The 26,902-nt window shown below is 53.6% G+C and carries 26 protein-coding genes; 20 read left to right on the forward strand and 6 right to left on the reverse strand.

All coding sequences use genetic code 11. From position 1 onward, the window contains the following. Positions 1–14 precede the first annotated feature (14 nt). A complete protein-coding gene (locus AC6RNO_RS13870) occupies positions 15–1,484 on the reverse strand; it encodes an aminotransferase class V-fold PLP-dependent enzyme (RefSeq protein ID WP_497105778.1) in 1,470 nt (489 codons plus the stop codon). Between the two features lie 173 nt (positions 1,485–1,657). Here AC6RNO_RS13870 and AC6RNO_RS13875 point away from each other — a divergent pair, with 173 nt between their 5' ends. The 3 genes from AC6RNO_RS13875 (at position 1,658) to AC6RNO_RS13885 (ending at position 5,223) form a co-directional block, all read left to right on the forward strand. Further along, positions 1,658–2,932 (forward strand): MFS transporter, encoded by a 1,275-nt coding sequence (locus tag AC6RNO_RS13875; protein WP_497105779.1) that lies wholly within the window; start codon positions 1,658–1,660, stop codon positions 2,930–2,932. 34 nt (positions 2,933–2,966) lie between these two features. Next, entirely contained in the window at positions 2,967–4,142 is a 1,176-nt protein-coding gene (locus AC6RNO_RS13880; protein WP_497105780.1) for an MFS transporter, read from the forward strand. 844 nt (positions 4,143–4,986) lie between these two features. Next, positions 4,987–5,223 carry a LacI family DNA-binding transcriptional regulator gene (locus AC6RNO_RS13885; RefSeq protein ID WP_497105781.1) on the forward strand — a complete coding sequence of 79 codons (237 nt, stop codon included), beginning with the start codon at positions 4,987–4,989 and terminating at the stop codon, positions 5,221–5,223. Between the two features lie 99 nt (positions 5,224–5,322). Here the strand turns inward: AC6RNO_RS13885 and AC6RNO_RS13890 are convergent, their stop codons facing one another. Together AC6RNO_RS13890 and AC6RNO_RS13895 are read right to left on the reverse strand one after the other, a co-directional pair. Further along, positions 5,323–6,024: a hypothetical protein gene (locus AC6RNO_RS13890; RefSeq protein WP_488435408.1), complete on the reverse strand. Its 702-nt coding sequence runs from the start codon at positions 6,022–6,024 to the stop codon at positions 5,323–5,325. A 106-nt stretch (positions 6,025–6,130) separates the two neighbouring features. After that, positions 6,131–6,760 carry a YktB family protein gene (locus tag AC6RNO_RS13895; protein WP_488435407.1) on the reverse strand — a complete coding sequence of 210 codons (630 nt, stop codon included), beginning with the start codon at positions 6,758–6,760 and terminating at the stop codon, positions 6,131–6,133. Positions 6,761–7,084: 324 nt separating this feature from the next. On the opposite strand from AC6RNO_RS13895, the gene AC6RNO_RS13900 reads away from it, so the two are divergent. From AC6RNO_RS13900 to gnd, 7 genes are all read left to right on the forward strand, one after another. After that, positions 7,085–7,930: a stalk domain-containing protein gene (locus AC6RNO_RS13900; protein WP_488435405.1), complete on the forward strand. Its 846-nt coding sequence runs from the start codon at positions 7,085–7,087 to the stop codon at positions 7,928–7,930. A 475-nt stretch (positions 7,931–8,405) separates the two neighbouring features. Next, on the forward strand, positions 8,406–9,002 hold the full coding sequence (locus tag AC6RNO_RS13905; RefSeq protein WP_474684915.1) for a YkzI domain-containing protein: 597 nt from the start codon (positions 8,406–8,408) through the stop codon (positions 9,000–9,002). A gap of 1,073 nt (positions 9,003–10,075) precedes the next feature. Continuing rightward, positions 10,076–11,083, forward strand: a complete 1,008-nt coding sequence (locus AC6RNO_RS13910) for a LacI family DNA-binding transcriptional regulator (RefSeq protein WP_474684917.1) — start codon at positions 10,076–10,078, stop codon at positions 11,081–11,083. A 15-nt stretch (positions 11,084–11,098) separates the two neighbouring features. Next, the gene (locus AC6RNO_RS13915; RefSeq protein ID WP_488435403.1) at positions 11,099–12,370 is read left to right on the forward strand and encodes a nickel pincer cofactor-dependent isomerase, group 22; all 1,272 of its coding nucleotides are present in this window, start codon (positions 11,099–11,101) and stop codon (positions 12,368–12,370) included. Further along, positions 12,367–13,941 carry a gluconokinase gene (gene gntK, locus AC6RNO_RS13920; RefSeq protein ID WP_497105782.1) on the forward strand — a complete coding sequence of 525 codons (1,575 nt, stop codon included), beginning with the start codon at positions 12,367–12,369 and terminating at the stop codon, positions 13,939–13,941. The genes AC6RNO_RS13915 and gntK overlap by 4 nt, the downstream gene beginning before the upstream one ends. Positions 13,942–13,974: 33 nt before the next feature. Beyond that, positions 13,975–14,742, forward strand: coding sequence for an SDR family oxidoreductase (locus tag AC6RNO_RS13925; protein WP_488435401.1), 768 nt, complete (start codon positions 13,975–13,977; stop codon positions 14,740–14,742). A 32-nt stretch (positions 14,743–14,774) separates the two neighbouring features. Continuing rightward, positions 14,775–16,187 (forward strand): NADP-dependent phosphogluconate dehydrogenase, encoded by a 1,413-nt coding sequence (gnd, locus tag AC6RNO_RS13930; protein ID WP_474684921.1) that lies wholly within the window; start codon positions 14,775–14,777, stop codon positions 16,185–16,187. 37 nt (positions 16,188–16,224) lie between these two features. On the opposite strand, the gene AC6RNO_RS13935 is transcribed toward gnd, so the two are convergent. After that, positions 16,225–16,584 (reverse strand): hypothetical protein, encoded by a 360-nt coding sequence (locus tag AC6RNO_RS13935; protein ID WP_497105783.1) that lies wholly within the window; start codon positions 16,582–16,584, stop codon positions 16,225–16,227. A 119-nt stretch (positions 16,585–16,703) separates the two neighbouring features. Here AC6RNO_RS13935 and AC6RNO_RS13940 point away from each other — a divergent pair, with 119 nt between their 5' ends. Continuing rightward, entirely contained in the window at positions 16,704–17,228 is a 525-nt protein-coding gene (locus AC6RNO_RS13940) for a shikimate kinase (RefSeq protein WP_474684923.1), read from the forward strand. Positions 17,229–17,295: 67 nt separating this feature from the next. Here AC6RNO_RS13940 and AC6RNO_RS13945 read toward each other — a convergent pair whose 3' ends face one another. Beyond that, a complete protein-coding gene (locus tag AC6RNO_RS13945; protein WP_474684924.1) occupies positions 17,296–17,586 on the reverse strand; it encodes a rhodanese-like domain-containing protein in 291 nt (96 codons plus the stop codon). A gap of 123 nt (positions 17,587–17,709) precedes the next feature. Between AC6RNO_RS13945 and crcB (AC6RNO_RS13950) the strand changes: the two genes are divergently transcribed. The 5 genes from crcB (AC6RNO_RS13950) to AC6RNO_RS13970 are packed head-to-tail and all read left to right on the forward strand — an operon-like array spanning position 17,710 to position 21,042. Further along, a complete protein-coding gene (crcB, locus tag AC6RNO_RS13950) occupies positions 17,710–18,096 on the forward strand; it encodes a fluoride efflux transporter CrcB (protein ID WP_488435400.1) in 387 nt (128 codons plus the stop codon). Next, complete coding sequence (gene crcB, locus AC6RNO_RS13955; protein WP_474684926.1) at positions 18,093–18,452, forward strand: fluoride efflux transporter CrcB; 360 nt, start codon at positions 18,093–18,095, stop codon at positions 18,450–18,452. Before crcB (AC6RNO_RS13950) ends, crcB (AC6RNO_RS13955) begins: the two co-directional genes overlap by 4 nt. Positions 18,453–18,467: 15 nt before the next feature. Next, positions 18,468–19,763 (forward strand): 3-phosphoshikimate 1-carboxyvinyltransferase, encoded by a 1,296-nt coding sequence (gene aroA, locus AC6RNO_RS13960; RefSeq protein WP_474684927.1) that lies wholly within the window; start codon positions 18,468–18,470, stop codon positions 19,761–19,763. Positions 19,764–19,795: 32 nt separating this feature from the next. Next, a complete protein-coding gene (locus AC6RNO_RS13965) occupies positions 19,796–20,605 on the forward strand; it encodes a C39 family peptidase (protein WP_497105784.1) in 810 nt (269 codons plus the stop codon). An 11-nt stretch (positions 20,606–20,616) separates the two neighbouring features. Further along, positions 20,617–21,042, forward strand: a complete 426-nt coding sequence (locus AC6RNO_RS13970; RefSeq protein ID WP_474684929.1) for a CoA-binding protein — start codon at positions 20,617–20,619, stop codon at positions 21,040–21,042. Positions 21,043–21,126: 84 nt separating this feature from the next. Here the strand turns inward: AC6RNO_RS13970 and AC6RNO_RS13975 are convergent, their stop codons facing one another. Then, the gene (locus tag AC6RNO_RS13975) at positions 21,127–21,690 is read right to left on the reverse strand and encodes an FAD-dependent oxidoreductase (protein ID WP_497105785.1); all 564 of its coding nucleotides are present in this window, start codon (positions 21,688–21,690) and stop codon (positions 21,127–21,129) included. Between the two features lie 204 nt (positions 21,691–21,894). On the opposite strand from AC6RNO_RS13975, the gene AC6RNO_RS13980 reads away from it, so the two are divergent. The 4 genes from AC6RNO_RS13980 (at position 21,895) to AC6RNO_RS13995 (ending at position 26,800) form a co-directional block, all read left to right on the forward strand. After that, on the forward strand, positions 21,895–22,533 hold the full coding sequence (locus AC6RNO_RS13980) for a hypothetical protein (RefSeq protein ID WP_488435398.1): 639 nt from the start codon (positions 21,895–21,897) through the stop codon (positions 22,531–22,533). Positions 22,534–22,642: 109 nt separating this feature from the next. Continuing rightward, positions 22,643–24,532, forward strand: a complete 1,890-nt coding sequence (locus tag AC6RNO_RS13985; RefSeq protein ID WP_474684932.1) for a glucose PTS transporter subunit IIA — start codon at positions 22,643–22,645, stop codon at positions 24,530–24,532. Continuing rightward, positions 24,529–26,286 carry a phosphoenolpyruvate--protein phosphotransferase gene (gene ptsP, locus AC6RNO_RS13990; protein WP_474684933.1) on the forward strand — a complete coding sequence of 586 codons (1,758 nt, stop codon included), beginning with the start codon at positions 24,529–24,531 and terminating at the stop codon, positions 26,284–26,286. The genes AC6RNO_RS13985 and ptsP overlap by 4 nt, the downstream gene beginning before the upstream one ends. Beyond that, positions 26,270–26,800 (forward strand): type 1 glutamine amidotransferase domain-containing protein, encoded by a 531-nt coding sequence (locus AC6RNO_RS13995; RefSeq protein WP_474684934.1) that lies wholly within the window; start codon positions 26,270–26,272, stop codon positions 26,798–26,800. Before ptsP ends, AC6RNO_RS13995 begins: the two co-directional genes overlap by 17 nt. Positions 26,801–26,902 lie beyond the last annotated feature (102 nt).

A 26,902-nucleotide genomic window follows, 5' to 3' on the forward strand; every position in this document is an offset into this window, starting at 1 on the left:
ACGATTGCGCGCGTTTAGAAAATGGCCTGCGTCTCCACGATGACTTTGACGTTTTGCACGCTGCGATCTTCCGGGCCCTTGACGGGAAGACCGACTTCGACGTGCTCGACGATGTAATCGATCAGCTCCTGCGTGATGACTTCCCCCGGCAGAAGAATAGGGATGCCCGGCGGATAGACGTAAATGAACTCCGCGATAATGCGGTCGGCGGCTTCCTTGAAAGGAATCGTTTCCGTTTCCCCGTAGAACGCATCCCTTGGAGTCAAGGTCAGCTGCGGGATGGCCGGAATTTTGACCACTACTTCATGGATGTGGCCGCTGCCATCATGCACGGTGGACAGCTTGCTCAGCGCCTCGATCAAAGTATCGATGTTCTCCCGGGTGTCCCCCGGCGTGACCAGGCAAAGAATGTTGTACATATCGCTCATTTCCACTTCAATGTTGTAATTGTCGCGGAGCCAGTTCTCGACTTCGAAGCCGGTAACTCCCAGCTTGCGGACGTGGACCGTTATTTTTGTCGGATCGAAATTAAATGTAGCTTCATCGCCCAAAATTTCGTCGCCGAAGCAGTAGAGACCCGGAATTTCATTGATTTGCTTTCTCGCGTAATGGGCAAGATCCAGCGCATGCTGCGCCATGGAGCGGCCATTCAGTGCCAAATGTCTGCGCGACGTATCGAGCGAACCGAGCAAAATATAGGAGGTCGAAGTTGTAGTCAGCATGCTGATGATCGTCTGGATGCGCTTCGGATTGATGCGATTGCCCTGCACGTTCAAAACGGAGCTTTGCGTCATGGAGCCGCCGAGCTTGTGCACGCTGGTCGCCGCCATATCCGCGCCCGCTTTCATGGCCGACACCGGAAGCTGGTCGTGAAAATGAATGAGCACGCCGTGCGCTTCATCCACAAGAACAGGCATGTTGTAGCTGTGGACGAGCTCTACGATTTCGGTCAAGTTCGTGCAGACGCCATAGTAAGTAGGATTAATAACGAGTACCGCTTTTGCGTCAGGATGTTTTTCAAGCGCTCTGCGGACGGAGCGGGTCGTAATGCCGTGATCGATCCCGAGATTTTTGTCGCGGGCAGGTGAAATGAACACCGGCTTCGCGCCGACGAAAATAATAGCCGCAAGAACGGACTTATGTACGTTGCGCGGAATAATAATTTTATCTCCTTCGGAGCAGACGGTCATAATCATCGTCATAATGGCTCCGCTTGTCCCTTGCACGGAGAAGAACGTGTGATCCGCCCCATAGGCGTCGGCGGCAAGCTTTTGCGCTTCTTCGATCACGCCCATCGGTTGATGGAGGTCATCCAGAGGTGCTATATTGATGAGGTCGATGGACAGGGCATTGTCCCCAATAAAGGAACGAAATTCCGGGTCCATGCCGACTCCTTTTTTATGGCCAGGAATATGGAATTGAATCGGATTTTTCTCGGCATGCGCCAGCAGTGCGGAGAACAGGGGGGTACGGTTATGGTCCACCTGATTATCGCTTCCCTTCTATAGTGGATTTGCTTGTCGATCTTTGCAACAAACAAAATGAGTATAACAAAATAGAGATTTCATGCAAGTGAAATTTTTGAAAATAGTTTGCACGCCTTGCGGCAAAACTAACAGGAAAGATCGGAAACGTCGGGAAAAGGAGCGGCAATCCCATGAATAGTTTGAAAAAATGGAAAAAACAGCGTTTGTTTTCGCCGTTTGTACTGGAACTATTGATCATTATGTTCGTGGTCGAATTTGTGAAAGGCGCTCTGCTGCTGACGATTTTGCCGGTCTATATGAAAACGGCCCTGGGCGCTTCCGCTTTCGTTATCGGCTGGACGCTCGCTGCCCAGTATATTGGAGATAATGTGCTGCGCACCCCTGTTGGATGGATCATCGACCGATTCGGCTATCGGACGGTGATGCTGACGGGAGTCCTGCTGACATTCGTCTCCGTCGTGCTCATTGCGACTACGTCCGCGTACATCTGGACGATTCTGGCTTGCGCGCTGCTGGGCTTCGGCACGGCTCCGCTGTGGCCGTGCGTCATTACAGGTACGACGGAGGTGGCCGGCGACGAAGCGAAGGGAACGATTATGAGCGTCGTCTATGTGGCTTGGCTGTCCGGCGTCGGACTCGGTCCGGTGGCGATCAACTTTTTTATTGCGGACCATAATTTCCGTCCGGCCTTTCAATTAATTATCGGCTGCATGACCCTAGTCGTACTGGTTGCCCTGCTGCTGCCCGGAAGACCAGCGGCGGGAGGGAAGACGGCGAGAGGGCGGCGAGCGCCGGAGAAGGTCGAAGGAGCGGCGCACATGCCCGCTAATCGCGGTAGCCGGCCGGAAAGAGCGGCGGCCTATATGCGCGAGGTCAGGCAATCGATGACGGTCAGCCCGCTGCTGTTTCCCGCGATGTTCGCGCAGACGTTCGCGCTCGGCATCCTTACGCCGATCTTGACGCTGTATGCGCGGGAAGTTTTGAAGCTGTCTTCGTTTCAATACAGCATGTTTTTGATCGCCGGCGGGGCGGTGACCGTGCTCTTTTTGATCCCGATGGGCAAGCTCGTCGATCGCATCGGCATTCGCCCATTTCTTGTCGCGGGCTTTTCCCTGAGCGCAGCCAGCCTGCTGCTGTTCACCTACGCGCGGGGGATGGGGCTGCTGTATGTTCTCGTCGCCGTGCTGGGCATCGGCTACGCCCTGATCATTCCTTCCTGGAACGCGTTGATCGCATCGGCGATCCCTCCCGAGAAAAGAGGGGCGGTTTGGGGATTTTTCCTGACGATCGAAGGGCTCGGCATGATCATAGGACCGATCGTATCCGGCAAGCTGTGGGACATTTACGGATACCATGCGCCGTTTTTGCTGAGCGGCTCGGTTCTCATTATTTTGCTTGTTCTTCAAAAGTTCATTTCCATCGGAAAAAAAGGTATGGTACGATAATGGAAAATGCTGCAATTGGAGGAAGACTGGCAACATGAATAAACAAATCGGAATTATCAGCCTGCTGCTTATTACGATATTCATTGGCTTCGGCATCATCATTCCCGTACTTCCGGAAGTCGTGGTCGGGGCAGGAGGAGACAAATTTCACAACGCGCTGCTGCTATCCGTCTATTCGGCGGCATCTTTTCTCATGTCGCCTGTGTGGGGAGCCATGTCGGATCGCATCGGCCGCAGACCTATCATCATGATCGGCTTGGTCGGCTTTTGCGTGAGCTTTTTAATATTCGGCTTTGCCGGCGGCCATCTGTGGATCATGTACGTATCCCGCATCTTGGGCGGACTGTTCTCCGGCGCGGCCACCGCTTGCGCAGTCGCCTATGTCGCCGACATTACGACAGCCGAGAACCGGACGAAAGGGATGGCGATGGTCGGCATGTCCATCGGGCTGGGCTTCATTTTCGGACCGGCGCTGGGCGGCATTTTGAGCCGCTGGGGGCTGGAGCTGCCTTTTTTTGCATCGGCCGGTTTATCGTTCGTTTCTCTCGTATTCGCTTACATGGTTTTGAAAGAATCGCTGCCTGCGGATCAACGCGCCTCCGCGGCCAAGGAAAGCAAAGTTTCCAGATGGACGGCGTTTGCCGGATCGCTCAAATATTTGTATGTGCTGTCGTTTTTCGTTACGTTTACGCTTGCCGGGTTGGAAGCGACATTGCAGTATTTCCAAATGGAAAAAATCGGCGCGACGCCTTTTGACATCGGCATGATGTTTCTGGCGAGCGGCATTGTCGGGGCGCTGATTCAAGGCGGCGTCGTGCGGAGGCTGGTGAAAAAAGGGGCCGAACAGCGCGTAATCGCGATCGGGCTCATTTTGTCCGCAGCGGGGTTCTTCCTGCTGCTGTTCTCGACAAGCGTGGTGAGCGCCGCGGTGTATTTGTCCGTCTTCGGCGCAGGCAATGCGCTGATCCGGCCTTGTGTCACTTCGCTCATCACGCAGCGGACGAAGGTCGGGCAGGGCGTAGCGACGGGCTTAAGCTCGTCGATGGACAGTCTGGGCCGCATCGCGGGGCCGCTGCTGGGCGGGGCTGTGTTCGCACTTGACCGGGCGCTGCCGTTCCTGATCGGCGGCGTGCTGTGCTTGGCCGCGACGTTGCTTTTGCAGCGCTTCGTGCTGCTGGACCGCCGTGCGGCGGCGGGGCAGACCGCGTAGCGAAGCCGGGGAAGCCGTGCCTGTAGCGGCGCGTTGGGAGCTGCGCGCGGTACGGCCGGCCCGCCGTTCGGGCGGTCGGAGCGGCGGGCGTGGTCCGTGACCGGCCTGCACGGCCCGAATGGCGCGATCGGCGGGCTCGGCCCGTTGCCGGCGCGGGGGAAAGTCTGCAAAAGTCACAAAAGTCAGACTGTTGGAAAACCCGCCCGCCAGAGCGGATGCATCTATTCGGTTATGCGCAGAAAGCCTGCAAAAGTGCAGCTTTTTGCTTGTTAAGACGCGCGTAATGGGAAATTCCTGCAAATGTGCAGGAATTTCAGCACATTTCTGCGCTCAAACCCGTTTGAGTCGAAAATTCCTGCACAATTGCAGGCTTTTCAGCCAAATGAACTACTTTTAAAGATAAAGCCTGCACTTTCGCAGGCTTTTTGGCATTTCTAAGCGGTTCAGGCCCCTTCCGGCTGCGGCAACAAAGGGGCGTGTTGCAGCGGGCTGAACCCAATGGCTCGGGGCCAGAATGGCGTTTGCCGAGCTGTTGCAAGCAGATGTGCATCGCTAACGTTATGCAGCCTCACGCAGCGTCATGCCCGCAGCTATAACGCGTGCCCGCGATGCCCGCAGGCGTACCGTGTGCCCGGGGCTGCCCGCAGGCGAAACGCGAGCCCGGGGCTGCCCGCAGGCGAAACGCGAGCCCGGGGCTGCCCGCAGGCGTATCGCGATTCCGCGATGCCCACAGCCCGGAGGGCGTTTTCTTGCCTGCTCCCTGGAAAGGCGTAGAGTTTTTCCGCTTAATGGTGTACAATGTTGGCACAAAATGAAGGATCCAGTGAAAAGGAAAGTGTCAGCGATGAAGCCAACTATTTATGATACTGCCAAAGCGATAGGGATCTCGACGGCTACCGTATCCAAAGTCATCAACAACACGGGCAGTATCAGCGATAAGACGAGGAGCAAAATTCACCGGATTATGGACGAGCTGAAGTATCAGCCGAACAGGCTGGCATCTGCGATGAAGGGCAACGGCAATGTGCCGGATGAATCCAGCAGATACATGCTGGAAAGAGTGAAAAAAGAATTGACATAATGAAAGGCTGCCCCGCGGTCGTCGGACCTTGCGGGGCAGCCTGTTTGTTCGCCGCGGTAGCCCGAAATCGGTACGCGGAGAACCGTTGTAAACGGCGGCTTATTGTTTGGGGCCGTCATTTTTTTTGCAATTGATCATCTTCTCGATGGAAGGAGTGAGCTGATCCTTGATCGTTTGGACGAGCTTGTCCTTCGAAATGCCTTTGGACGCGGCGATTTCGGCCAGCGATTTGCCGGCTTTAAGCTCGGATTTCAGCTCTTCCCGGCTCATCCCCAGCGACAGGGCGAGCTTCTCGGAGTCCGGCTTCATCATGCCGTGCATGTGCCATTTGCCGTGATCGTTCATCTTGTCGAACAAATGTTTCTCGTTCAAGATGGATTTCAGATGCTCGGGGAGCTTTTGCTTCATATGCTCGCCCTGGTCGGCCGTCATCTTGCCGTCCTTGACCGCGGCATCGATTTTGCCGGAGCGCAGCGTCTGCAGCTTGGCGGTCAGATCGGCTTCGCTGATGCCTTTGGCCGCGGCCACCTCGGCAATGCTTTTGCCGCTTTGCAGCAATTTGATCATGGTTTCTTTATTGACCCCGATCAAGGAAGCGGCCTCTTCCACGATCGGCCACTTTTTCCCGTGCCTGTGGTGTGCGGTCTCATCTTTGCGCTCGTCGCCCGCCGCCTTCGCAGCCGGGGCCGCTTCCGTCTGCGCGCTGGCTGTGCGGCCTCCGGCATAGACGGCGCTTGCGGCGAACATCACGGAGCAGGCGATGGAGCCGACGATCAGCTTTTTCATAAAAGCTTGTTTCATCGGTCGGAATACCTCCTTTCTGTACAGAAATCGGAATTACAGCACTTAGTCTGTACAGAAAGGATAAATTTTACTTGAATGGAACCTTAAGCTAACTTAAATTTTGTCAGGCTTGGACGGCAGTCCGGTAGAGCGGAATGAGGCTCTCAAAAGTTTGCTTGATCAGCTGTTCCAGCTCGGCAGGCCGCTTCAGAACCGGTTCGCTAGCGGCAAGATTGCGTCCGATCAGGAGCTCGGCCTTTTTCACATCGCGGAAGCGGGTTAGCGCTGCTGTCCATTCGCTGCGGTCCAATTGCGACACGGCTACCGTATCTTTTTTCATATGATCGAAAGACAATACGAAATCGCTCGGCACTTCTTTTTGCAGCCGGTCCAGCTGACCCAAATAACGCTCGGCGATTTTGTCTTTGTTCGGAAGCTCGTAAATGAGCGCGAGCCAAATGAAAAGCCGGTCGTCAAACAGGCCGACCTGAAAATGCGGCACCTGCTTGTAGCCCCGTTTGTTCGGGCAAATCGCCAGCCATGTATCGACAGGCGGATTGACGGTGCGCCGCGCGTGCTTGGCTATATGCAAAAACATCTCCGTGCCGGACAGCAGGGACAGATCCTCGCACAAGGAGTCGCCCAGCGCCTTGAATTTGGGCTGAATCCGCTCGCGAATGGCCTCCATTCGGCCGTCCAGGCCGGCAATGGCAAATGTATCGAAATCGTGCTCCGTAAATCCGCTGAAATTCATCGTGTATTCCTCTCCTGTTGACACTTTTTTCACTCATTCTAATGCAAATTGCCAATTCCTGCAATGATCCGTACATAGCTCATGCATAGGCCGCGAAGCGCCTTGGCGGCCGCTTCGCAAGCAAAAGTCGCCCGGCAGGCGGAGCTGCTTTTGTGCATAACTTCAACAGAGTTCACCCGTCAGACTCCAGGGACGTTTGAAGCATTGCCCGGGAAAGTCACTGGCGTTTTGGAGCTGTTTTGTTGGAAAAAGCAGGAGAATGGCGATTTATGGCGAATAATTTCCAGACATTTCATTACTTTGCAGACAGGAGAAGCTAATGCTATGAGAGTAAGCAAATGGACGAAATTTACGGTTGTCGGTACTTTGATGGGCACCTGTTTTACGGCGGGCGTGTATGCCCAGGATGTTTTGGAGCGGGTGGACGCTTATTTGCGCAAGGATTTTCAAGTTGTCGTAGACGGGAAGCAGGTGGCGCTGGCAAATCCCCCTTTGATTTATAACAATACGAGCTACTTGCCGGTGAAAGAATTGGGAACGTATTTGGGCGCGATCGTAAATTGGAAGGAAAGCAACAAAACGATCTACGTCAACAGCCGCAAATACCCTGAGCAGACAACGGACGGAACCGATACGCAGTATACTGAAATCGTGCTGATGAGCCCTTATGCGCAATATTTCACTTATCTGGGCGCACAATATCCCGTTTTGATCAACATGACGGATCAAGGCTACTTTTACCGGTTAAAAGATGTGAAAAGAATGGGCGTTGACGTCGGCGGGCTTCATCTGGCCAAAGAGAAGTATACCGGGGATTTTTACGTGAACGAAAAAGAACTGAAACCGAAGTGGCAGGAAACGCCGCAGCCTGCGTACGTGCCGGAGCCGGTTGTCTTCACCGAAGAGGAGGACGACCTTAAGCGCAAAGCCATTTCCGATTACATCGAGGGCATCCGGAATTACGAAATAAACAAGGTGTCGTATTCGACGACGCCAATTATTATCGATGCCCTCCCCGAAGAAAATACGTATGACTTTTTAATGAGCGAGAACGGGCATTTTTTCCGCACCAAGCTCAAACTGACGAAGACGATTGAAATTAACAGTTCCAAGGCGTATACCGTAGGAAGCACGTCAAAAGAAGATATTCAGGCTTCCAAGCTTAATTGACGGACCCGGCGTATCAAAATATGGGCACCGAAACCGAAGACCGTCTAGATCGAATATGTCAACCGGGACCAGGGTGCTCTCGAGCCCGGCTGATCGGCGGCTTTATGTCCGAATATGGAGGCAAAAGATTTTCGAATTTCATGCCGCAAAAGCGGGCCATTGACGCCATTGAACGAATAGCCTCCGGGCAAACCCTCGGCGATATGCGGCTGCACATGGGAGTGCCGGCGCTGTTTGCCTGATTTTGTTTGGCGTCAGGGCGGCGATTTTGCGGCCTGGCGGCGGGGAAGCAAGCTGAATAACAGGCCTGTCCGATTATCGGGCGGGCCTTATTAATTTTTGTACGTTTTGCCTTAAAAAAATGTCAATAATCCAAGTTGCTAAAACATAGAATTCATAATAAGATAAAGATAAGAGGATAAGTTGTCTGAATATTTAGTCAAAGACGTGCCAATAAAATATGGAGGGGATTGCCGTGAGCAAGAGTCATGAAGTAGAATACTGCAACCTAGAGTTACGATTTGATCGCCGGCTAATCCGGAATTTTATCAAAGCGCTTATTCAGGAAGGATATTCGCTCTACTGGAATGAAAGTGAACTGCAGTTCATCATATCGATTCGTACGGGACGCAAACTGATCAAGCTGAAATTCGAGCGAATCGGGGAGAAGTATAAAATTGTAGGGAACTACTCCTTTAAGGATGAGAAGCTTGCTGAAATGATGGAGAAGCTGATCGGGGACACCCGCGGGCATGCCGTAGTGAAGCGGTTTAAAGACAGACAAATATTGATTGAAAACATCATGTTCGGCGAAATCATCCGCATGGTGGAGATCAGCGGCATCGAGCATAAAGTGCTGTATCAAAAAGAACCTGTTGTCACGGTGGAAGAAGTGATGCAGGCGCTGCGATCCAAACGAACGGATGAGAGAATCCCGGTCCTGCGCATGGAAATGGATTACGAGCTGGCGACGCTGTTTGACGCCATGGCTTCCGGCGATCAAAAGACGGCGATGGAGAGCAAGGCGAAGCTTGCGGAAATGAGACAAGAGATGATTTTGCTGGAGATGTGACGATGAATATAGGAAGCACATGATGGGAGAGCCTGTATCTGGAAGATGCGGGTTCTCCTTTTGCGTTTAAAAAAGACGCAGCCCGCTGAAAGCTGCGCACCTGCAGCCGGCTGCGTCCGCCTGCCGGGAGCAAATCTGTATCTGCGTGTGGGGAAGCCTGCCTACAGCAAATTCGCATCTGGGGGCGGGAAAGCTTGCCCGCAGCATATCTGTATCTGCGTGTGGGAAAGCCTGCCTACAGCAAATTCGCATCTGCGGGGGCGGGGAAACCTGTCCACTACAAATCCGCATCTGCGGGCGGGAATATCTGCCCAAAGCCAATCGGCATCTCCTGGAGTGGGAAAACCTGCTCATAGCCAATTGGTTTCTCCGCGAGCGGGAGAACTTGCCCATAGCAAATTCGCATCTGCGGGCGGGAAAACTTGCTCAGTCGGAAGGTTCCCCTGCTTGAGCGCCGGTGCCTCGTGGGTTAGGCACAGAAAACCTGCAAAAGTGCAGGTTTTTGCTCTTTGATGCGCCTGCGGTGGGAAATTCCTGCAAATCTGCAGGCTTTTCCGTTAATATGCAGGGCTTGGCCCGATTTTCCCGGAAATTCCTGCACAATTGCAGGCTTTTCGCCCAAACGAGCCGTTTCCATCGAAAAAGCCTGCACTTTTGCAGGTTTTCCTAGTGGGGGGCTCGCCAGGCTGTAAAGCGTGCACTTTCAAGCACTTTCGCGGGCTTTCCGAGCTGGCGCTCAAGCCAGGCTGTAAAGCGTGCACTTTCAAGTGCTTTTGCCGGCTTTCCGAGCGGGCGGCTCGCCAAGCTGTAAAACGTGCACTTTCAAGCACTTTCGCGGGCTTTCCGAGCGGGCGCTCAAGCCAGGCTGCTAAGCCTGCATTTTCAAGCGCTTTCGCAGGCTTCGCGAGAGGCGCGGTCGCGCACGGCACCTGCGTTCAACATGCCCGAATAAGCGCATGATCCACTTGAGACAGGTGCTTGTTTGCATTCCGGGAAACAGCGGAATTTCCCGCGTGAAATAGGTATTGTTAACGTGTGCATAGATGTGCTATGCTGGAGTCAGAGGTGAGCGAATGAGCGTTACGATCAAAGATATTGCTCGTCTTGCAGGCGTTTCCCATACGACGGTTTCCAGAGCGCTGAACGACAGTCCGCTCATCAATGAGGAGACGAAGGAACGGATTCGCGCGATGGCTGAGCAGATGGGGTATTCGCCGAATTTTAGCGCGAAAAGTTTAGTGCTGGACCGGTCTTATAATTTGGGGCTCTTTTTTACGACGCTTAGCCAGGGAACTTCCGCCGGATTTTTTTATGAAGCGATTCGCGGGGTGAACAGTGTCATTCAGGACCGGTATCAATTGATCGTCAAAGGGATTGACGATTACACGAGCTTCCATACGATTACGCGCCGCAATTTCGACGGCATTATCGTAGTCAGCCAAAGCGATGACGATCAGCGATTGATCGAGCACGCGTCAGGCAAAGGCATCCCGATCGTCGTGTTGAACCGGCCGGTCGACACTCCCGGCGTGCTCAACGTGCTTTCCGATGAAGAGCAGGGCTCTTTTCATGCCGTTTCCTATCTGATTGAGCAGGGGCATGAGCGCATTGCCTTGATCGAAGGGCGCGCAGGCTTTAAATCGGCGGAAAACCGCCAGGCGGGTTTTGAAAAGGCGATGCGGCATTACCGGATTCCGGATAATCCGAATTACAAGTTTCCGGGGCTGTACGATCTGGAAAGCGGTCACCAAGCCATGAAGCGGTTTCTTGAGCTGGAAGAGCGTCCAACGGCGGTATTTTGCTGCAACGACCAGATGGCTCTCGGGGCTATGAAAGCTGTATCGGAAGCTGGGCTGCGCGTGCCTGACGACATTTCCGTGCTCGGCTTTGACGATACGGAGTTTGCGGCTTACGTGACTCCGGCGCTCACTACCGTTCGCAGACCGATCGAACAAATAAGCAAGGAAGGCGCCGTCCGGATCATCGACATGATCGAGCACAAGCAGTCCGAGACCGCCGCGCTGTTTTTAAAAACCGAACTGATTGTGAGAGAATCCGTTCGCAGGGTGCAGAAGGCGTAAGAGAGGGGAATAAGGATGAGCATATTAAGAGAATTATTAAAAGACATACCCATTCCGCAAATGGTAAAAATCCGTCAAAAATTCGACGGCGCGCGGCTGGAAAACCCGGAGCTCGAGCTCCGCGGCAAGCTGTATGAGAGCGGAGTGCTGGACACGATCCAGCCCGGACAGCAGGTCGCCGTAGCCGTCGGAAGCCGGGGAATCGCCAATATCGCGGGATTCACCAAAACGACGCTCGATGCGATCAAAGAGCGCGGCGCGCACCCGTTCATCGTGCCCTGCATGGGCAGCCACGGCGGGGCGACGGCGGCCGGCCAGGCGGAGGTGCTGCATCATCTGGGCATCTCCGAAGAAACGATGGGAGCGCCGATCCGCTCCTCGATGGAAGTCGTGCAAATCGACCAGCTGCCGAACGGCCTGCCTGTGTATGTGGACCGCATCGCTTCGGAAGCGGACGCGATCGTCGTCATTAACCGCGTGAAGCCGCATACGGCGTTTCGCGGACGGATCGAAAGCGGCATCATGAAGATGATCGCGATCGGCCTGGGCAAGCAAAAAGGCGCCGAAGCGTGCCACCAGCTCGGCTTCAAGTACATGGCCGAGAACGTGCCGGCGATGGCGAGAATTATGATCGACAAGCTGCCGATCGTGTTCGGCGTAGCGCTTGTCGAGAACGCCTACGATCAGACATGCAGGGTGGAGGTGCTGCCCGCCGCCGAGATCGAGGCGAGAGAAGAAGGCCTGCTGGTCGAAGCGAAGGCGCGGCTGCCGAAAATTTTATTTGACGAAATTGACGTCCTTCTTATCGATTATATCGGCAAAAACATCAGCGGTGACGGCATGGACCCGAACGTGACCGGACGGTACCCGACGCCTTATGCGCACGGCGGGCCGGAAGTAGCCAAAATGGTCGTTCTGGACCTTACTCCGGAGACAAAAGGGAACGCCAACGGTGTAGGAACCGCCGATTTTACGACGCAGCGGCTTGTCGACAAGACCGATTTGGCCGCGACCTATGCGAACGGGTTGACTTCGACCGTGTGCGCGCCGACGAAGCTGGCGACTACCCTTGAGAACGACTACTACGCGATTAAAGCGGCGGTTAAAACATGCAACATTTTGGATTACACGAAGTGCAAGCTTGTTCGCATTCAGGACACCCTGCATTTGGGGGAAATCGAAATTTCGGTCAATTTGCTTGAAGAGGCGAAGCGGCATCCCGATATCGAGGTGCTGACCGAGCCTTACGATCTTGTATTTGACGCAGAAGGGAATATTAGCAAATGAGTCAGCTTTCAGCAGCGAAGCCGTATATTTTAGCGGCGGATATCGGCACGACCAGCACGAAGACGCTCATCATTGACAGAGAGGGCAAGGTGAGAGCATCGCATTCGATCGAATACCCGCTGTTTACGCCTGCCCCCGACCGGGCGGAGCAGGATCCGCGGCAAATTTTCGATGCGGTTGTCACAGGGATCGGAGCTGTCGTAAGCAAGCTGGGCATCCGCGCCGAGGAAGTGCTCTGCGTTTCTTTCAGTTCCGCGATGCACAGCCTTATTGCGGTCGACCGGCAGGCGGAGCCGCTGACGCCCTGCATCACCTGGGCCGATAACCGCAGCGCCGGCTATGCGGAAGAGCTGAAGCAAAACGGCCTGGGGCAAGCGGTATATTCCCGGACGGGCACGCCGATTCATCCGATGTCGCCGCTGTTTAAATTGATGTGGTTTCGCGATCACGAACCTGAACTGGTCAGCCGGACATACAAGTTCGTCGGCATTAAAGAATACGTCTTCGCCAAGCTGTTCGGCCGGTTTTTGATCGACCACTCGCTGGCCAGCGCGACGGGACTGTTCAATTTGGAACGGCTGGACTGGGACGAGGAAGCGCTCGGGCTGGCGGGCGTGACGAGGGAGCAGCTGTCGGAGCTTGTGCCCACGACATACAGGGTGGAAGGCATGAACGCGGAATACGCCGAAGCGATGGGACTGTCGCCGGAGACGCCGTTTATTATCGGCGCTTCCGACGGCGTATTGGCGAATCTGGGCGTCGGCGCCTTCGAGCCGGGCGTCGTTGCGGTTACGATCGGCACGAGCGGCGCCGTCCGCAGCGTCGTGCCGCGGCCTGTGACCGATCCTGAGGGCAGGCTGTTCTGCTACGCCCTGACCGAAAATTTCTGGGTCGTCGGCGGCCCGATCAACAACGGCGGAATTGTGTTCCGCTGGGTCAGGGACCAGCTGGCCACGCTGGAAGCGGAAGAAGGCCGTCGGCGCGGCGGCGATCCATACGACAGGCTGACCGAGCTGGCCGCTCAGGTGCAGCCGGGCTCAGGCGGCCTGCTGTTCCTGCCGCTGCTTTCGGGAGAGCGGGCGCCTTACTGGAACGCGAACGCGCGCGGCGTTTACTTCGGGCTGACGCTCAGCCACGAAAAAAAGCATATGATCCGCGCCGCTTTGGAAGGCGTCATGTTCAGCATCAACTCCGTAGCCGCTTCCCTGGAGGGGCTGATGGGACCCGCCGCGGAAATCCGCGCATCGGGCGGCTTTGCGCGCTCGGCGTTTTGGCGGCAGATGCTTGCCGATATGACGGGCACGCAGGTCGTCGTGCCCGATTCGATCGAGAGCTCGGGTATCGGAGCGGCTTTGCTGGGGCTTTTGGCTATGGGAGAAATCGAGGATTTGTCCTATGCGCACAACTGGATTCGGGTAGGCAGGGCTCATGAGGTGAATGAAAGCGATTATCGCGTATATAAGCAATTGACATCTATTTATACAAGCGTATATCATCAATTAAAAGATCAATTCGATGCGATTACCGCTTTTCAACAGCAGAACCTCCTGAGCCCTCCTGCAAAAATATAAACCAGCTTTTCACTATTGAGGAGGGCAAAGACAATGAACTTATTTGATCTTACTGGGAAAACAGCCGTAATCATCGGCGGAAACAGCACGCTTGGAGGCGTCATGGCGACAGCTCTGGGCGGACACGGCGCGAAAGTCGCGGTCGTCGGCCGCAATCAGGAGAAGAGCGAGCAGGTGCGTCAGCGGATCGAAAGCGCCGGCGGAGAAGCGAAGTGCTTTCCGGCGGACGCCACCAAACGCGAAGATTTGGAGCTGCTGCTCAAGGAAGTTTTGGCGTGGACCGGCCGTGTCGATATTTTGATGAATTGTCCGGGCAAAAACAGCGCTACGCCTTTCTTTGACATTTCCATGGAAGAATGGGATTCTATTATGGAGGTTAATTTGAAAAGCGTCGTGTTAGCCTGCCAGGTGTTCGGGAAACATATGATCGACCAAGGAGAGGGCGGAAGCATTATCAACATATCGTCCGTTTCTTCCGATCCGCCGCTTTCCCGTGTTTTCACTTACTCAGCCTCCAAGGCGGCCGTCAACAATATTACACAAAATCTGGCCCGCGAGTTCGCTCCGAGCCGGGTGCGTGTCAATGCGATCATTCCGGGCTTTTTCCCAGCGGAGCAAAATCGTAAGATCTTGTCCCCGGAACGGGTGGAATCGATCATGCGGCACACGCCGATGAATCGTTTCGGCGAAGCGGAAGAACTGCAGGGAGCGGCCGTATTCCTCGCTTCGGAGCAGGCATCCAGCTTCGTAACCGGTGCTGTCTTAAGAGTGGATGGCGGTTTTGGCGCGATGACGATTTAAAACATATTTAATCGGAAGGGTGTATGAGAGACATGTCCAAACAACAAATTGGTGTCGTCGGTCTTGCGGTCATGGGGAAAAACCTGGCGCTGAACATTGAAAGCAGAGGTTTCAGCGTATCGGTCTATAACCGTTCCCCGGAAAAAACAAAAGAGCTTCTGGAAGAAGCGCCCGGCAAGAAACTGACAGGTACATACAGCATTGAAGAATTTGTGCAATCTCTGGAAGTGCCGCGCAAAATTTTGATCATGGTCAAAGCGGGCGGCCCTACTGACGATACGATCAACCAACTGCTGCCTCATTTGTCCAAAGGCGATATTTTGATCGACGGAGGCAATGCTTTCTTCCCCGATACGCAGCGCCGCAACAAAGAGCTTGAAGCGCACGGCATCCGTTTTGTCGGCACAGGCGTTTCCGGCGGCGAAGAGGGCGCATTGAAAGGGCCGTCGATTATGCCAGGGGGCCAAGAGGACGCTTATAAGCTTGTCGAGCCTATTCTGACGGCGATTTCCGCCAAAGTGGGCGGCGATCCTTGCTGTACGTACATCGGTCCCGACGGTGCCGGCCACTATGTGAAAATGGTGCACAACGGTATCGAGTACGGCGACATGCAGCTGATTTGCGAAGCTTACCAACTGTTGAAAGACGTGCTGAATGTGAGTACGGAAGAGCTTCACGAGATTTTCACGGAGTGGAATAACGGAGAGCTGGACAGCTATCTGATTGAAATTACGAAAGATATTTTCACGAAATACGATCCGGAAACCGGCAAGCCGATGGTCGACGTCATTCTCGATTCCGCAGGCCAAAAAGGAACGGGCAAATGGACAAGCCAAAGCGCACTGGATCTTGGCGTTCCGCTTTCCATCATTACGGAATCCGTCTTCTCCCGCTTCATTTCGGCGATGAAAGCCGAGCGCGTCGCGGCCAGCAAAGTGCTGAAAGGACCCGCGGCCCCAGCCTATACCGGCGATCGCAAAGCGTTTATCGAAGCGGTTAGACAGGCGCTGTACGCAAGCAAAATCTGCTCTTACGCGCAAGGCTTCGCACAGATGAGAGCCGCTTCCGAGGAGTACAACTGGAACCTGAAATACGGCAGCATCGCAATGATCTTCAGAGGCGGCTGCATCATTCGCGCAAGATTCCTGCAAAACATCAAGGACGCGTACGACCGCGATTCCGAGCTGAAAAACTTGCTGCTGGATTCATACTTCCAAGGTGTGGTCGATAAATATCAACAATCGTGGAGACAAGTCGTCGCTGAGGCTGTAACCCGTGGTATTGCAGTGCCTGCGTTCGCTTCCGCGCTTGCATACTACGACAGCTACCGCACGGAAAGATTGCCTGCCAACCTGCTGCAGGCGCAGCGCGATTACTTCGGCGCACATACGTTCCAGCGTGTGGACAAAGAAGGCTCCTTCCATTTCAACTGGATGGAGAACTAATCGGCGGGCGGCGGGGAGAGGGGCCGCGCTTGCAGGGCTATTTTGAAGTATCTTCCTGCAAGCCGTATGCCGCTTCCCGCAGCCACATTTTCAGGCGGTCGGCTTCTTGGTCGAACCCGTTGCGGCGGTGAATGAGCATCATCGCGACTTCAGCAAAATAACGAAAATTTTTCATCAGGCGTGGTTGACTAAGATCCAGCATTTGCGGGTCTTCTTCAGCCACTTTTTTCTTAATAAACTCCAATATCCAGATGACGTCATCTTTGCACAGCGGATAACCGGGGTGTAAAATCTGTTCCAGTTTGCCTTTGGTGTGATTGGTATAGGTGGAAGTTACGTTCAAAGCTCCATCTCTCCTTGCAGATTTATGGTCTGTAGTTCCATCTTTACTGTTCATGCTGGAATATATTCACATTACTATATGTTTTTTTGACATCATGTATTCATCGCAGCCCGGTTTATGGTATGATATTGGGTAAGTTTGCGCAAAAAAGCGATTCGGAAAAGGGGATTGGCGTGAGTACGAGCAATATCGTTCTGGTAGGATTTATGGGTACAGGCAAATCGACGGTTGGAAAAAGTCTCGCCGCACGCTTGGGCTGGACGTTTCTCGATTCGGATACCGTCATCGAACAGCAGAGTCAGACGACGGTGTCTGAACTGTTTCGGATACATGGAGAGCCGTACTTTCGGGAGTTGGAGAGTCAGGCATTATCCGATATATTATCGCAAAGCAATCAAATTTTGGCGACCGGCGGCGGAGCCGTGCTTGCCGGCAAAAACCGGGCCTGCATGCAGCAAAACGGCTTCGTTGTCGCGCTCAAAGCTTCTCCTGAAGTAATTATTCAAAGAGTGAGCAGCGACCAAAGCCGTCCTTTGCTGCAGGGCAATTTGGAAGAGCGGGTTCATACGCTGCTGGAGCAGCGCAGACACGCTTACGATTTCGCGCATCTGGCGATCGATACCTCCGAGCTGGACCCCGATCTAATCGCCGATCTGATTATGGAAAAAGCAGGACTTAAGGGCGCCGACCGAAGTTAACGCCTAGGAGTCTGTCCGATGAACCACGTAGAAGGTATGCACTAAACCAACTCCGTCGGACAGACTCCTAGTTAGGCCACTCCAGCATGCCGCCGGTCATATTTTTAAGGCCTTTGTATCCGAGCGATTCGAGGTAGCCCAGCGCCTTGCCGCTGCGGTTTCCGCTGCGGCATACGAGAATAATTTCGCTAGCCTGCGGAATTTCGGCGTGCCTTTCCGGCAGCTCGCCGAGAGGGATATGCTTCGCTCCGGGAATCATGCCTGCGGCAACTTCCTCGTCTTCGCGAACATCGATAATCGTAAGCTGTTCGCCCTGTTCCAGGCGTTTTTTGATTTCGGACGGTACAATCGTATCCATGTAAGACCTCCGCATGTCGTAATAGCTGGGAAGAAGTCCCACCCTAGCTTTAATGATAGGAAGAAAGCGGTTGGTTGTCAAACCGCGGGAAATGCCAATTCGATACAAACGGGGGGAGTTCGATTGACTTCGGTCTATATCGGTATAGCCGGCATTTTGGGGGCGCTGACCCGCTACGCGATTTCACTTTCATGGAATCCGGCTTTGCCGGAATCGTTTCCATGGGGAACTTTGCTGTGCAATTTCGCGGGGTGCCTGATGCTCGGTTTTTTTGCCTTCGCCGCTAAGCTTATGCTGCCCGACAGTTTGCGGGCTTCAATTACGGTTGGGTTCATCGGCTCTTTCACGACGTTTTCCACCTTTAGCTACGAAACGGTCGATATGCTGCGGACGGGTCATGTACTGCAGGCTTTCCTGTATATTAACGTCAGCTTATGGGGGGGACTCGCCCTGGCCTGGCTGGGAAGCCGGCTGGGTCAATCTTTTCGCAGCAGGGGGGAACAATTATGACAACGTGGCTCTGGCACGTTTGTTTGGTAGGGGGCGGAGGCTTTGTCGGGGCAATTAGCCGTTATCGAATGTCCCTTTACATGAGCAGAAGGTTTCCAAGTTCTATTCCGTATGGTACACTGACTATAAATCTGTTAGGCAGTTTTTTGCTCGGTTGGCTTATGAAATACCATGCGTCGGACGATTGGAAACTGTTGATCGGAACGGGTTTTATGGGTGCCTTTACGACATTTTCAACGCTTGCGCTTGAGAGTGTGAAGCTTTTGCAGGCAGGAGCATGGAACTATTGGCTTCTTTATACGCTGCTGAGCTATACACTCGGCATTGCGCTTGCGTTTGTTGGATATTACATATAGGGAGAGATCGAACTGATGAAGGCCATCGTCAAGCCAACCGCTCGTCTGCAAGGAGAAATTAACGCATTATCGTCCAAAAATTACACAACCCGCTACCTGCTGATCGGAGCGCTCGCGGAAGGGACAAGCACGATTTATTATCCGGCTCACAGCGAGGATAGCGATGCTATGCGGCGCTGCGTGCGCGACCTCGGAGCCGTAATCGAAGAGGACGACGAGAAAATCGTCATCACCGGATTCGGCAAGCATCCCAAGCACGTATCCGAGCTGAATGTCGGCAACGCCGGCGCGGTGCTTCGCTTTTTGATGTCCACCGCCGCATTTTGTCCTGACCTGACGTTCGTCAACACGTATCCCGATTCTTTGGGCAAACGCCCGCACGATGACTTGATCGACGCTTTGCAGCAAATGGGCGTCGAAGTGCAGCACAATAACGGGCGGCTGCCGATCACGATAAAAGGCGGACAGCCACGCGGCGGCAAAATTACCGTTTCGGGCAATGTCAGCTCGCAATTTTTAAGCTCTTTGCTGTTTATGACGCCGCTGCTCGAAGAAGACAGCGAAATTGAAGTTTTGCACGACTTGAAATCGAAAATCATCGTCAGACAGACGCTGGAAGTGCTCGAACAAGCAGGAATTAAAGTCGAGGCAAGCGAAGACTTGATGCATTACAAAGTGCCGGGCAGACAAGCTTATCAGGCCAAAGAATATGTCATCCAAGGCGATTACCCGGGTTCCGCGGCCGTATTGGCGGCGGCGGCCGTAACTCACTCGGATGTCCGCGTGCTGCGTCTGGAAGAGAACAGCAAGCAGGGCGAGAAGGCGTGCGTGGACGTTCTGCAGGCCATGGGCGTCAATCTGACGCATAACAACGGAGTAGTCCATGTTCGCGGCAATCAGCAGCTTAAAGCCGGAGAGTTCGACGGGGATCACTTTACGGATGCGGTGCTTGCCATGGTGGCTGCCGCGGTGTTTGCCGAAGGCACCTCCCGGTTTTACAACGTGGAAAACTTGCGCTACAAAGAGTGCGACCGCATCACGGATTACTTGAACGAGCTGCGGAAAGCCGGTGCGGATGTGGAAGAGCGCCAAAGCGAAATCATCGTGCACGGCAAGCCCCAGGGCGTAGAAGGCGGGGTAGAGATTAACGCTCATTTCGACCATCGCGTGATCATGGCTTTGACGGTCGTCGGCCTTCGCTCGGAGAAAGGGCTCGTTATTAAAGATGCGCATCATGTCGCCAAATCGTACCCGCAATATTTCGATCATTTGCGTTCCATCGGCGCCCAAGTAGAACTGGTTAGCGAATAGCAATTTTCTAAAATAGCGAACAGGTGATCAGCATGACGATACTATGGCAAGGATTAAAGGTGACGTTCGGCTTTTTTCTCATAGCAGGGCTTATATTTGCCAGCGCCGTCTTTTCTGTTTTGCTGTATGGCAAAGCAACGGGAAGGGAACCAATGCTTTTCGCATCCGGCACGGCGCTGGTCGCTCCCGAGGCGACGGCCGCGTCTGCCGGCACCCCGACGCCTGCTCCATGGCAAAAGCCGGCCTCCGCCATGATTGATGCGCCTATCATCAAACAGCTGCCGGAGCTTCCGGCAGGATGCGAGATCACCAGCCTCACGATGCTGCTGCAGTTCAACGGCATCTCCAAAACGAAAATGGAGCTGGCTGCCGAATTGCCTGTCGACAAGACGCCGGTTGCTTTGAACAGCGACGGTTCCATTCAGTTTTGGGGGAATCCGAATACGGGCTTTGTCGGCGATGTAACGAGGAAACAGCGGGGCTTCGGCATTTATCATGCCGGCCTGTTTCCGCTTCTCAAGCAGTACATTCCGCAAGCCCAGGATGTGACGAATCAAGATTTTAGTACATACGAAGAGCAAGTGGCGAAGGGAATTCCGGTTATGGTCTGGACGACGATCGACTTTAACGTCCCTTACAAATGGGTCACTTGGGATACACCGATCGGACCTATCCAAACGTCATTTGCGGAGCATGCCGTTTTATTGGTAGGATATGATGAGAACAACGTTTATTTGAATGATCCGTTAAGCGGCAAGAAGCAGTTTCAAGTCGATAAAGCTCAATTTCTCGAAAGCTGGGAAGCTATGGGAAAACAGGGCTTGACGTATTCGAGCAAATAGGAGGGAAACGTATGGCATTTGAAAATCCGCCGCGGGAACGCATCAAGGAACTGCTGGCAAAAGCGGGAAACATCGCTGTCGTAGGTCTGTCGGACAATCCGGACCGGACGAGTCATATGGTTGCAGCGGCAATGCAGAGCAGAGGGTACCGGATTATTCCCGTAAATCCGAACGCGACGACGATTTTAGGCGAAACTTGCTATCCGTCGTTGTCGGACATTCCCGAGCCGGTCGATATCGTGAACGTATTCCGCCGCGCGGACCAGGTCGTTCCCATCGCCGAGGAAGCGGTAAAAATCAAGGCCAACGTGTTTTGGCTGCAGCTTGACATCGTCAACGAAGAGGCGGGACGCATTGCCGCCGAAGCCGGACTCGAGGTCATCATGGACCGCTGCATTAAAGTCGAAGACGCGGTGTTGAATCCCAGAAATCAGTAGCATGTTAAGCATTGCAGCCACAACGCGCAAAACCGCCCGGTTCTTACGAAAGTAAGAGCGGGCGGTTTGTTTGTTTCATGGCTTTTACGATTTCATTACGTCGTGATCGACATAACGCTCGCCGTTTAATTCGCTGATGACATTGATGGCTACTTTGGCCCCATCGCCTGCCGTAATAATCGTATGTACGCTTACGCCGGCGGTTGTTCCGGCGGCCCATACGCCGGCCATGCTTGTTTTGCCTTGTGCGTCTGCATCAACAACGTTTTTAATGCGCGGCTCTGTGCCTGCTTTTGTCTGAATGCCGGCGGCTGCGGCCAGCTCCACAGACAAGCCTGTCGCCAAAATAACGTGCTTGCCTTCGTATGAACCGGTTTCGGTCGATACGCGCAAGCCTTCACCCGTTTTTTCCAACTGTTGGGCTTTGCCTTGTACGAACTCGGCTCCGAACTTCGCTGCCTGCTTCTTTCCGGTTTCCACAAGGTCCGGTCCGGAAATGGCGTCGACACCGTAATGATTTTCCACCCATGCCCGTTTGGTAATGCTTTGATCGTTGTCGATTACAAGCGTCGATTTTCCCGCTTTGGCTGTGAACAGTGCTGCGCTTGCACCTGCCGGGCCTGATCCGATAATGATAACATCGTACATGTAGCGTCACTCCTTGTAATTTGAAAAATAGGGATTCAAGAAGATTATGACATATAAAAAACTACATAGTCAATTTCTATGTATAATAAGTATGCTTAATCGCTATCCAATAGCTTCCATAAATAAAAAAAACGCAGACGGTTAGAATAAAAAAGGCTTCTTAAAGGAGGCTCAATCAACTGACAATTAAAGGAGGATTTACGCGTGTACAACAATATTAACAACTTCGGGTCTTCTTCCTTCGGGCAGTCGTCTCAAGGCGGGGGCTCCCAATATCAAGGCTTCCAAAAGCAATACCAACCTATAGGTTATGTTCAATCCTTCTATGGAGCGAACGCCGCACAAGGCAGCCAAGGCTGGGGGACACAAGGAGCGTCTTCCGCTTCTTACCATACTTCCCAATACCGCGGCAACCAAACAGGCCATGACAACTACCTCCGTTCCGATTCGCAAAATCCTAGCCATTACCAAGCTTCAATTCCGTCTTATTCCGGCATGAATCAAGCGCAAAACCAATTCGGGTCCAGTCAATCCCAGTTTGGCCAACAAAATCAACAACAATACGGTCAACAACAGCAACCATACAGCTCCAATCAATTCGGCCGCGCCGCAACCGGCAATCAATCCTACGGTCAGCAATGGGTATCTCCGACGGCATACCATACCACTCAATACCGCGGCAATCAAAGCGGCCATGACAACTACCTGCGTTCGGACTCCATGAATCCGGCGCAGCATCAATCCGGCAGCCAACAAAGCGGAATGGGCGGTCAAAGCTTTTCCTCCTTCAGCACAGGGATGAACCAAGCCGGCCAGCAGTTCGGATTTAACTCCGCGTATTAAAAACGGGAAACCTATGCAGGAGCAGGTCGGTCATCGGCCTGCTTTTTGTTTTTGACAAACAGGCTGACAAGCTATACGATTTGGTATAGAGAGAGGAGGTAGCATTTGTGTGAACTGGATGGGAATTTTGCAGCAGCTCGGCCGCTCTTTAATGCTGCCTACGATCGCTCTGCCAATCGCTGCTGTGCTGCTTCGCCTGGGGGATCTTCCGTGGGATGCCGTTCATGCGTCCGGCTTCGGGGATATGCTGCTGCTGGCCGGGAATACCATCTTCGAATACATACCGATCATTTTTGCAGTCGGTGTCGCGCTTGGGCTTACGGAAAGCGCAGGCATTGCCGGCCTGTCCGCGATGCTGGGTTACTTTATGTTCACGCGTCTTGTGGAGCATGCGCTGGGCGCGCAATTTCAACTCGGCGTATCCGGCGGAATAATGATCGGTCTTATCGCTGCGATCATCTATCACCGTTTCAAGGAGTTCCAACTCCCGGAGTACATCCAGTTTTTCGGCGGTCCGCGCATCGTGCCGCTTGTCATGGGGCTGGCCACGTTTATTGTCTCTTACCTGATGATTTGGATCGGCCCTTCCTTGGAAATGGCGATGGGCAAGCTCACCCAATGGCTACTCGGGCTCGGAGGCTTCGGTACGTTTCTCTACGGCGTCATTCACCGTCTGCTCGTTCCGTCAGGGCTGCATCACATCCTGAACAATTTTTTCTGGTTTCAAATCGGTTCCTATGAAACGCCGGACGGAAAGATGGTCTACGGAGACTTGCCGCGGTATTTTGCAGGGGACCCGAGCGCAGGGATTTACATGGCGGGATTGTATCCGATTATGATGTTCGCTTTGCCGGCGATCGCGTTTGCCATCATCCAGGAAGCCAGGGAAGACCTGAAGCCGAAAATCAAAGCGACATTTTTAACCGCCGCGCTGGCTTCTTTTTTAACGGGCGTCACTGAGCCAATCGAGTTTGCGTTCATTTTTGTCGCGCCGTACTTGTTTTTTATTCATGCGCTTTTGTCCGGCGCCGCTATGTGGATCGCCTATGAGCTGGACATTCATCACGGTTTTTCCTATTCGGCCGGGGCGATTGATTATGTCATCAATTTGCACCTGTCGCACAACGGGCTGCTTTTGCTGCCGCTGGGAATTATTTATGGGCTGCTTTATTACTTTTTATTTCGCTTTGCCATACGCCGGTTCCAGATTCCGACGCCAGGGCGGGAAGAAGGCTCCTCACTCGAGGAGTGGGCGGGAGATATTCCGTACCGTTCCCCGCTTATATTGCAGGCGCTCGGCGGCAAAGACAATATCAAAAAAATTGAAGCCTGCATCACCAGGCTGCGGCTTACCCTTGCCAATGATCGTTTGATGGACATTACGGCTTTACGCCATTTGGGTGCGGCAGGCGTCATACGTCTTGGGGGAGGCAATGTGCAAGTCGTGTTCGGTACGTTCTCGGAGCTAATACGCGAAGAGATCGTGAAGGTGCTGCGTAAAGACATCCAGCCGGTGCTGTTCAGCGCGCCGATGCAAGGCAGGATGATCTCGATTGAAGAAGTGCCGGATCGCATCTTTGCATCCAAACTGGTCGGCAACGGAGTCGCTTTTATTCCTGAGAAAGGCGAATTGGTTTCACCCGTAGCGGGAACTATTATGCACGTCTATCCGACGATGCATGCGCTGGGGATCCAGACTCAGGAGGGGCTCGAAGTGCTGCTGCACATCGGAATCGATACGGCAAGCTTGCCGGGCAAATGCTTTACGGCGGTCGTGAAAGAAGGCGATCACGTAGAACCCGGGCAGTTGCTCGTCAAATTCAATTTGAACAAGGTGAAAAAATTAGCTTCATCACTGGCGACACCTATGATTATTACAAATCCGGATTTGGTTAGATCCTGGAGCTTCGCTCCGTTTAAAGCTGTTAAAAAAGGCCAAGCATCCGTGATGTCCGTCGTCTTAAAGCCTACAAAAACGCCGGGGGGAACTAACGGATGATCAGAGGGATAGGAGCGTCATCAGGGATCGCGATGGGTCAAGCTTTCGTGATCCCGACATGGGAGTGGGACTTTCCTGAAAAAATGATTGATGTAACGGATTTAGCATATGAATTCGAGCGCTTGTACGACGGGATTCAATCCTCCAAGCATGAGCTGGAGCTGATCAAGCAGGAGATCAAGGAAGTTGTCGGACAGGATCAGTCTTATATATTCGACGCTCATCTGGCGATACTGGAAGATCCGATATTCATGAACGAAATTCAAGGCATTATCGAGCTGCAGTACAAAGCGGCGGAAGTGGCGGTCAAAGAGGTCATCGACAAGTTCGTCGGCATGTTCAATCTTATTGACGACGAATATATGAAGGAGCGGGCGCTGGACATCAAAGATGTCGGCAACAGGCTGCTGAAGCATTTGCTCGGCGATACCGACAGCAATGTGCCGCCTATCGACCATCCTTATATTTTGGTCGCCAAGGAGCTGACGCCGTCGCAGTTGGCCCATCTGGATCCGGCTAAAGTGCTGGGGCTGGTGACCATACTCGGCGGGACGCATTCCCACGTGTCCATCATGGCGAGGGCGATGTCGGCACCATACGTTCTCGGCCTGGAGGGCAAGCTGCTAAGGCCGATCCAGAACGGCGATTTCCTGATCATTGACGGTCAGGAGGGGACGCTTTACATCAACCCGGATCCGGTCACCATCGAGCGCTACAAGGCCAGAAAGCGGAATTGGCTGGAGTTCAAGGAAAGCCTGCAGGAGATTGCCAATGTTCCGCCGATGACCGTGGATCAAAAGCTGGTCCATCTTCATGCAAATATGAACTCCGTCATGGAAATCGATCAGGTGCTGAAAAGCGGCGCATCGGGGGTCGGGCTGTTCCGCACGGAGTACATTTACATGGACCGCGAATCTTTGCCGAGCGAAGAGGAGCAGTTCGAAGTGTACAGGCACGCGGCTATCCAGCTGCAAGGCCGGCCGATCATCATCCGGACGCTGGATATCGGCGGAGACAAGAAACTGGACTATTTGCCCTTGGCCAAAGAGGACAATCCGTTTCTCGGCTACCGCGCCATCCGCATTTCTTTGGACCGCAAGGACTTGTTTAAAGCGCAGCTGAAAGCTATATTAAGAGCAAGCAGCTACGGCAACGTCAAGCTCATGTATCCGATGGTTACGACTTTGGGCGAAGTGCGCCAGGCGAAAGCTTTGCTGGAAGAAGCCAAGCAGGAGCTGCGCAGCCAGGGAGCCGCTTTCAAAGAGGACATCGAAGTGGGCCTTACGATCGAGGTGCCGGCGGCCGCGCTTATTGCCGATGTACTCGCCGGCGAGGTCGACTTTATCAGCATCGGCACGAACGATCTTGTCCAATACGTGCTCGCCGTCGATCGCATGAACGAAAATATCGCGCATATGTACGATCCTTTTCATCCTGCGGTGATCCGGCTGTTGAAGCACGTGATCGAATCCGCGCAAAGCGCCGGAATTCCGGTCGGCGTATGCGGCGAAATGGCGGGAGACATTCGGGCGCTGCCGATCTGGCTGGGGCTCGGCATCGAGGAGCTCAGCATTTCCGTGCAGTCGCTGCTGCAGGTGAAGCACCGGTTGTTAAGCAGCGACGCTTCCAAATGCCGCCACTTGGTCGACCAAATCATCGCTTGCAAATCAAGCGAACAAATTAAAGAGCTGCTTGTTCAGGCCGAACAGGCGGCAACTGCTTCGGGAGGGAATTCGAATGGTGTTAACAGGTAACAAAGTGCTCGCTTTTGTCGACGAAGAGTTTGAAGATCTGGAAATGTGGTATCCGGTGCTGCGGTTAAGAGAGTCGGGCGCCGTCGTGGATATCGTAGGACCGAAGGCACAAACCGTCTATCACGGCAAATACGGCGTTCCGATTACTACGGATTACGCTTTCTCCGAGGTGAAATCGTCGGATTACGCCGGGCTGTACGTTCCGGGCGGATGGGCTCCCGACAAGCTTCGCCGCTATCCGGATGTGCTGCGGCTAACGCAGGAATTTCATGCCGCATCCAAGCCGATCGCACAAATATGCCATGCCGGCTGGGTGCTCATTTCGGCCAAAATCGTCAAGGGCTATACCATGACGTCGACCCCGGGCATTCGGGACGATCTCGAAAATGCAGGCGCTATATGGGTTGACGAGGAGGTTGTCGTCGACCGGAATATCGTTTCCGGACGCCGTCCGCCGGACCTTCCGGCATTTACGAAACAGTTCGTGGATGTGCTCGCGAAGTTTGTTGGTTAATTACCTGCAATTCGGCATCCCGCTTCCAGAGGTGGCAAAAACTACTACTTATTTTTCGGAAGGAAATTACGAGAAGAAGTAGAATACCATAGTACAAGAGCA

The organism is Paenibacillus sp. sgz302190 (assembly GCF_059820445.1).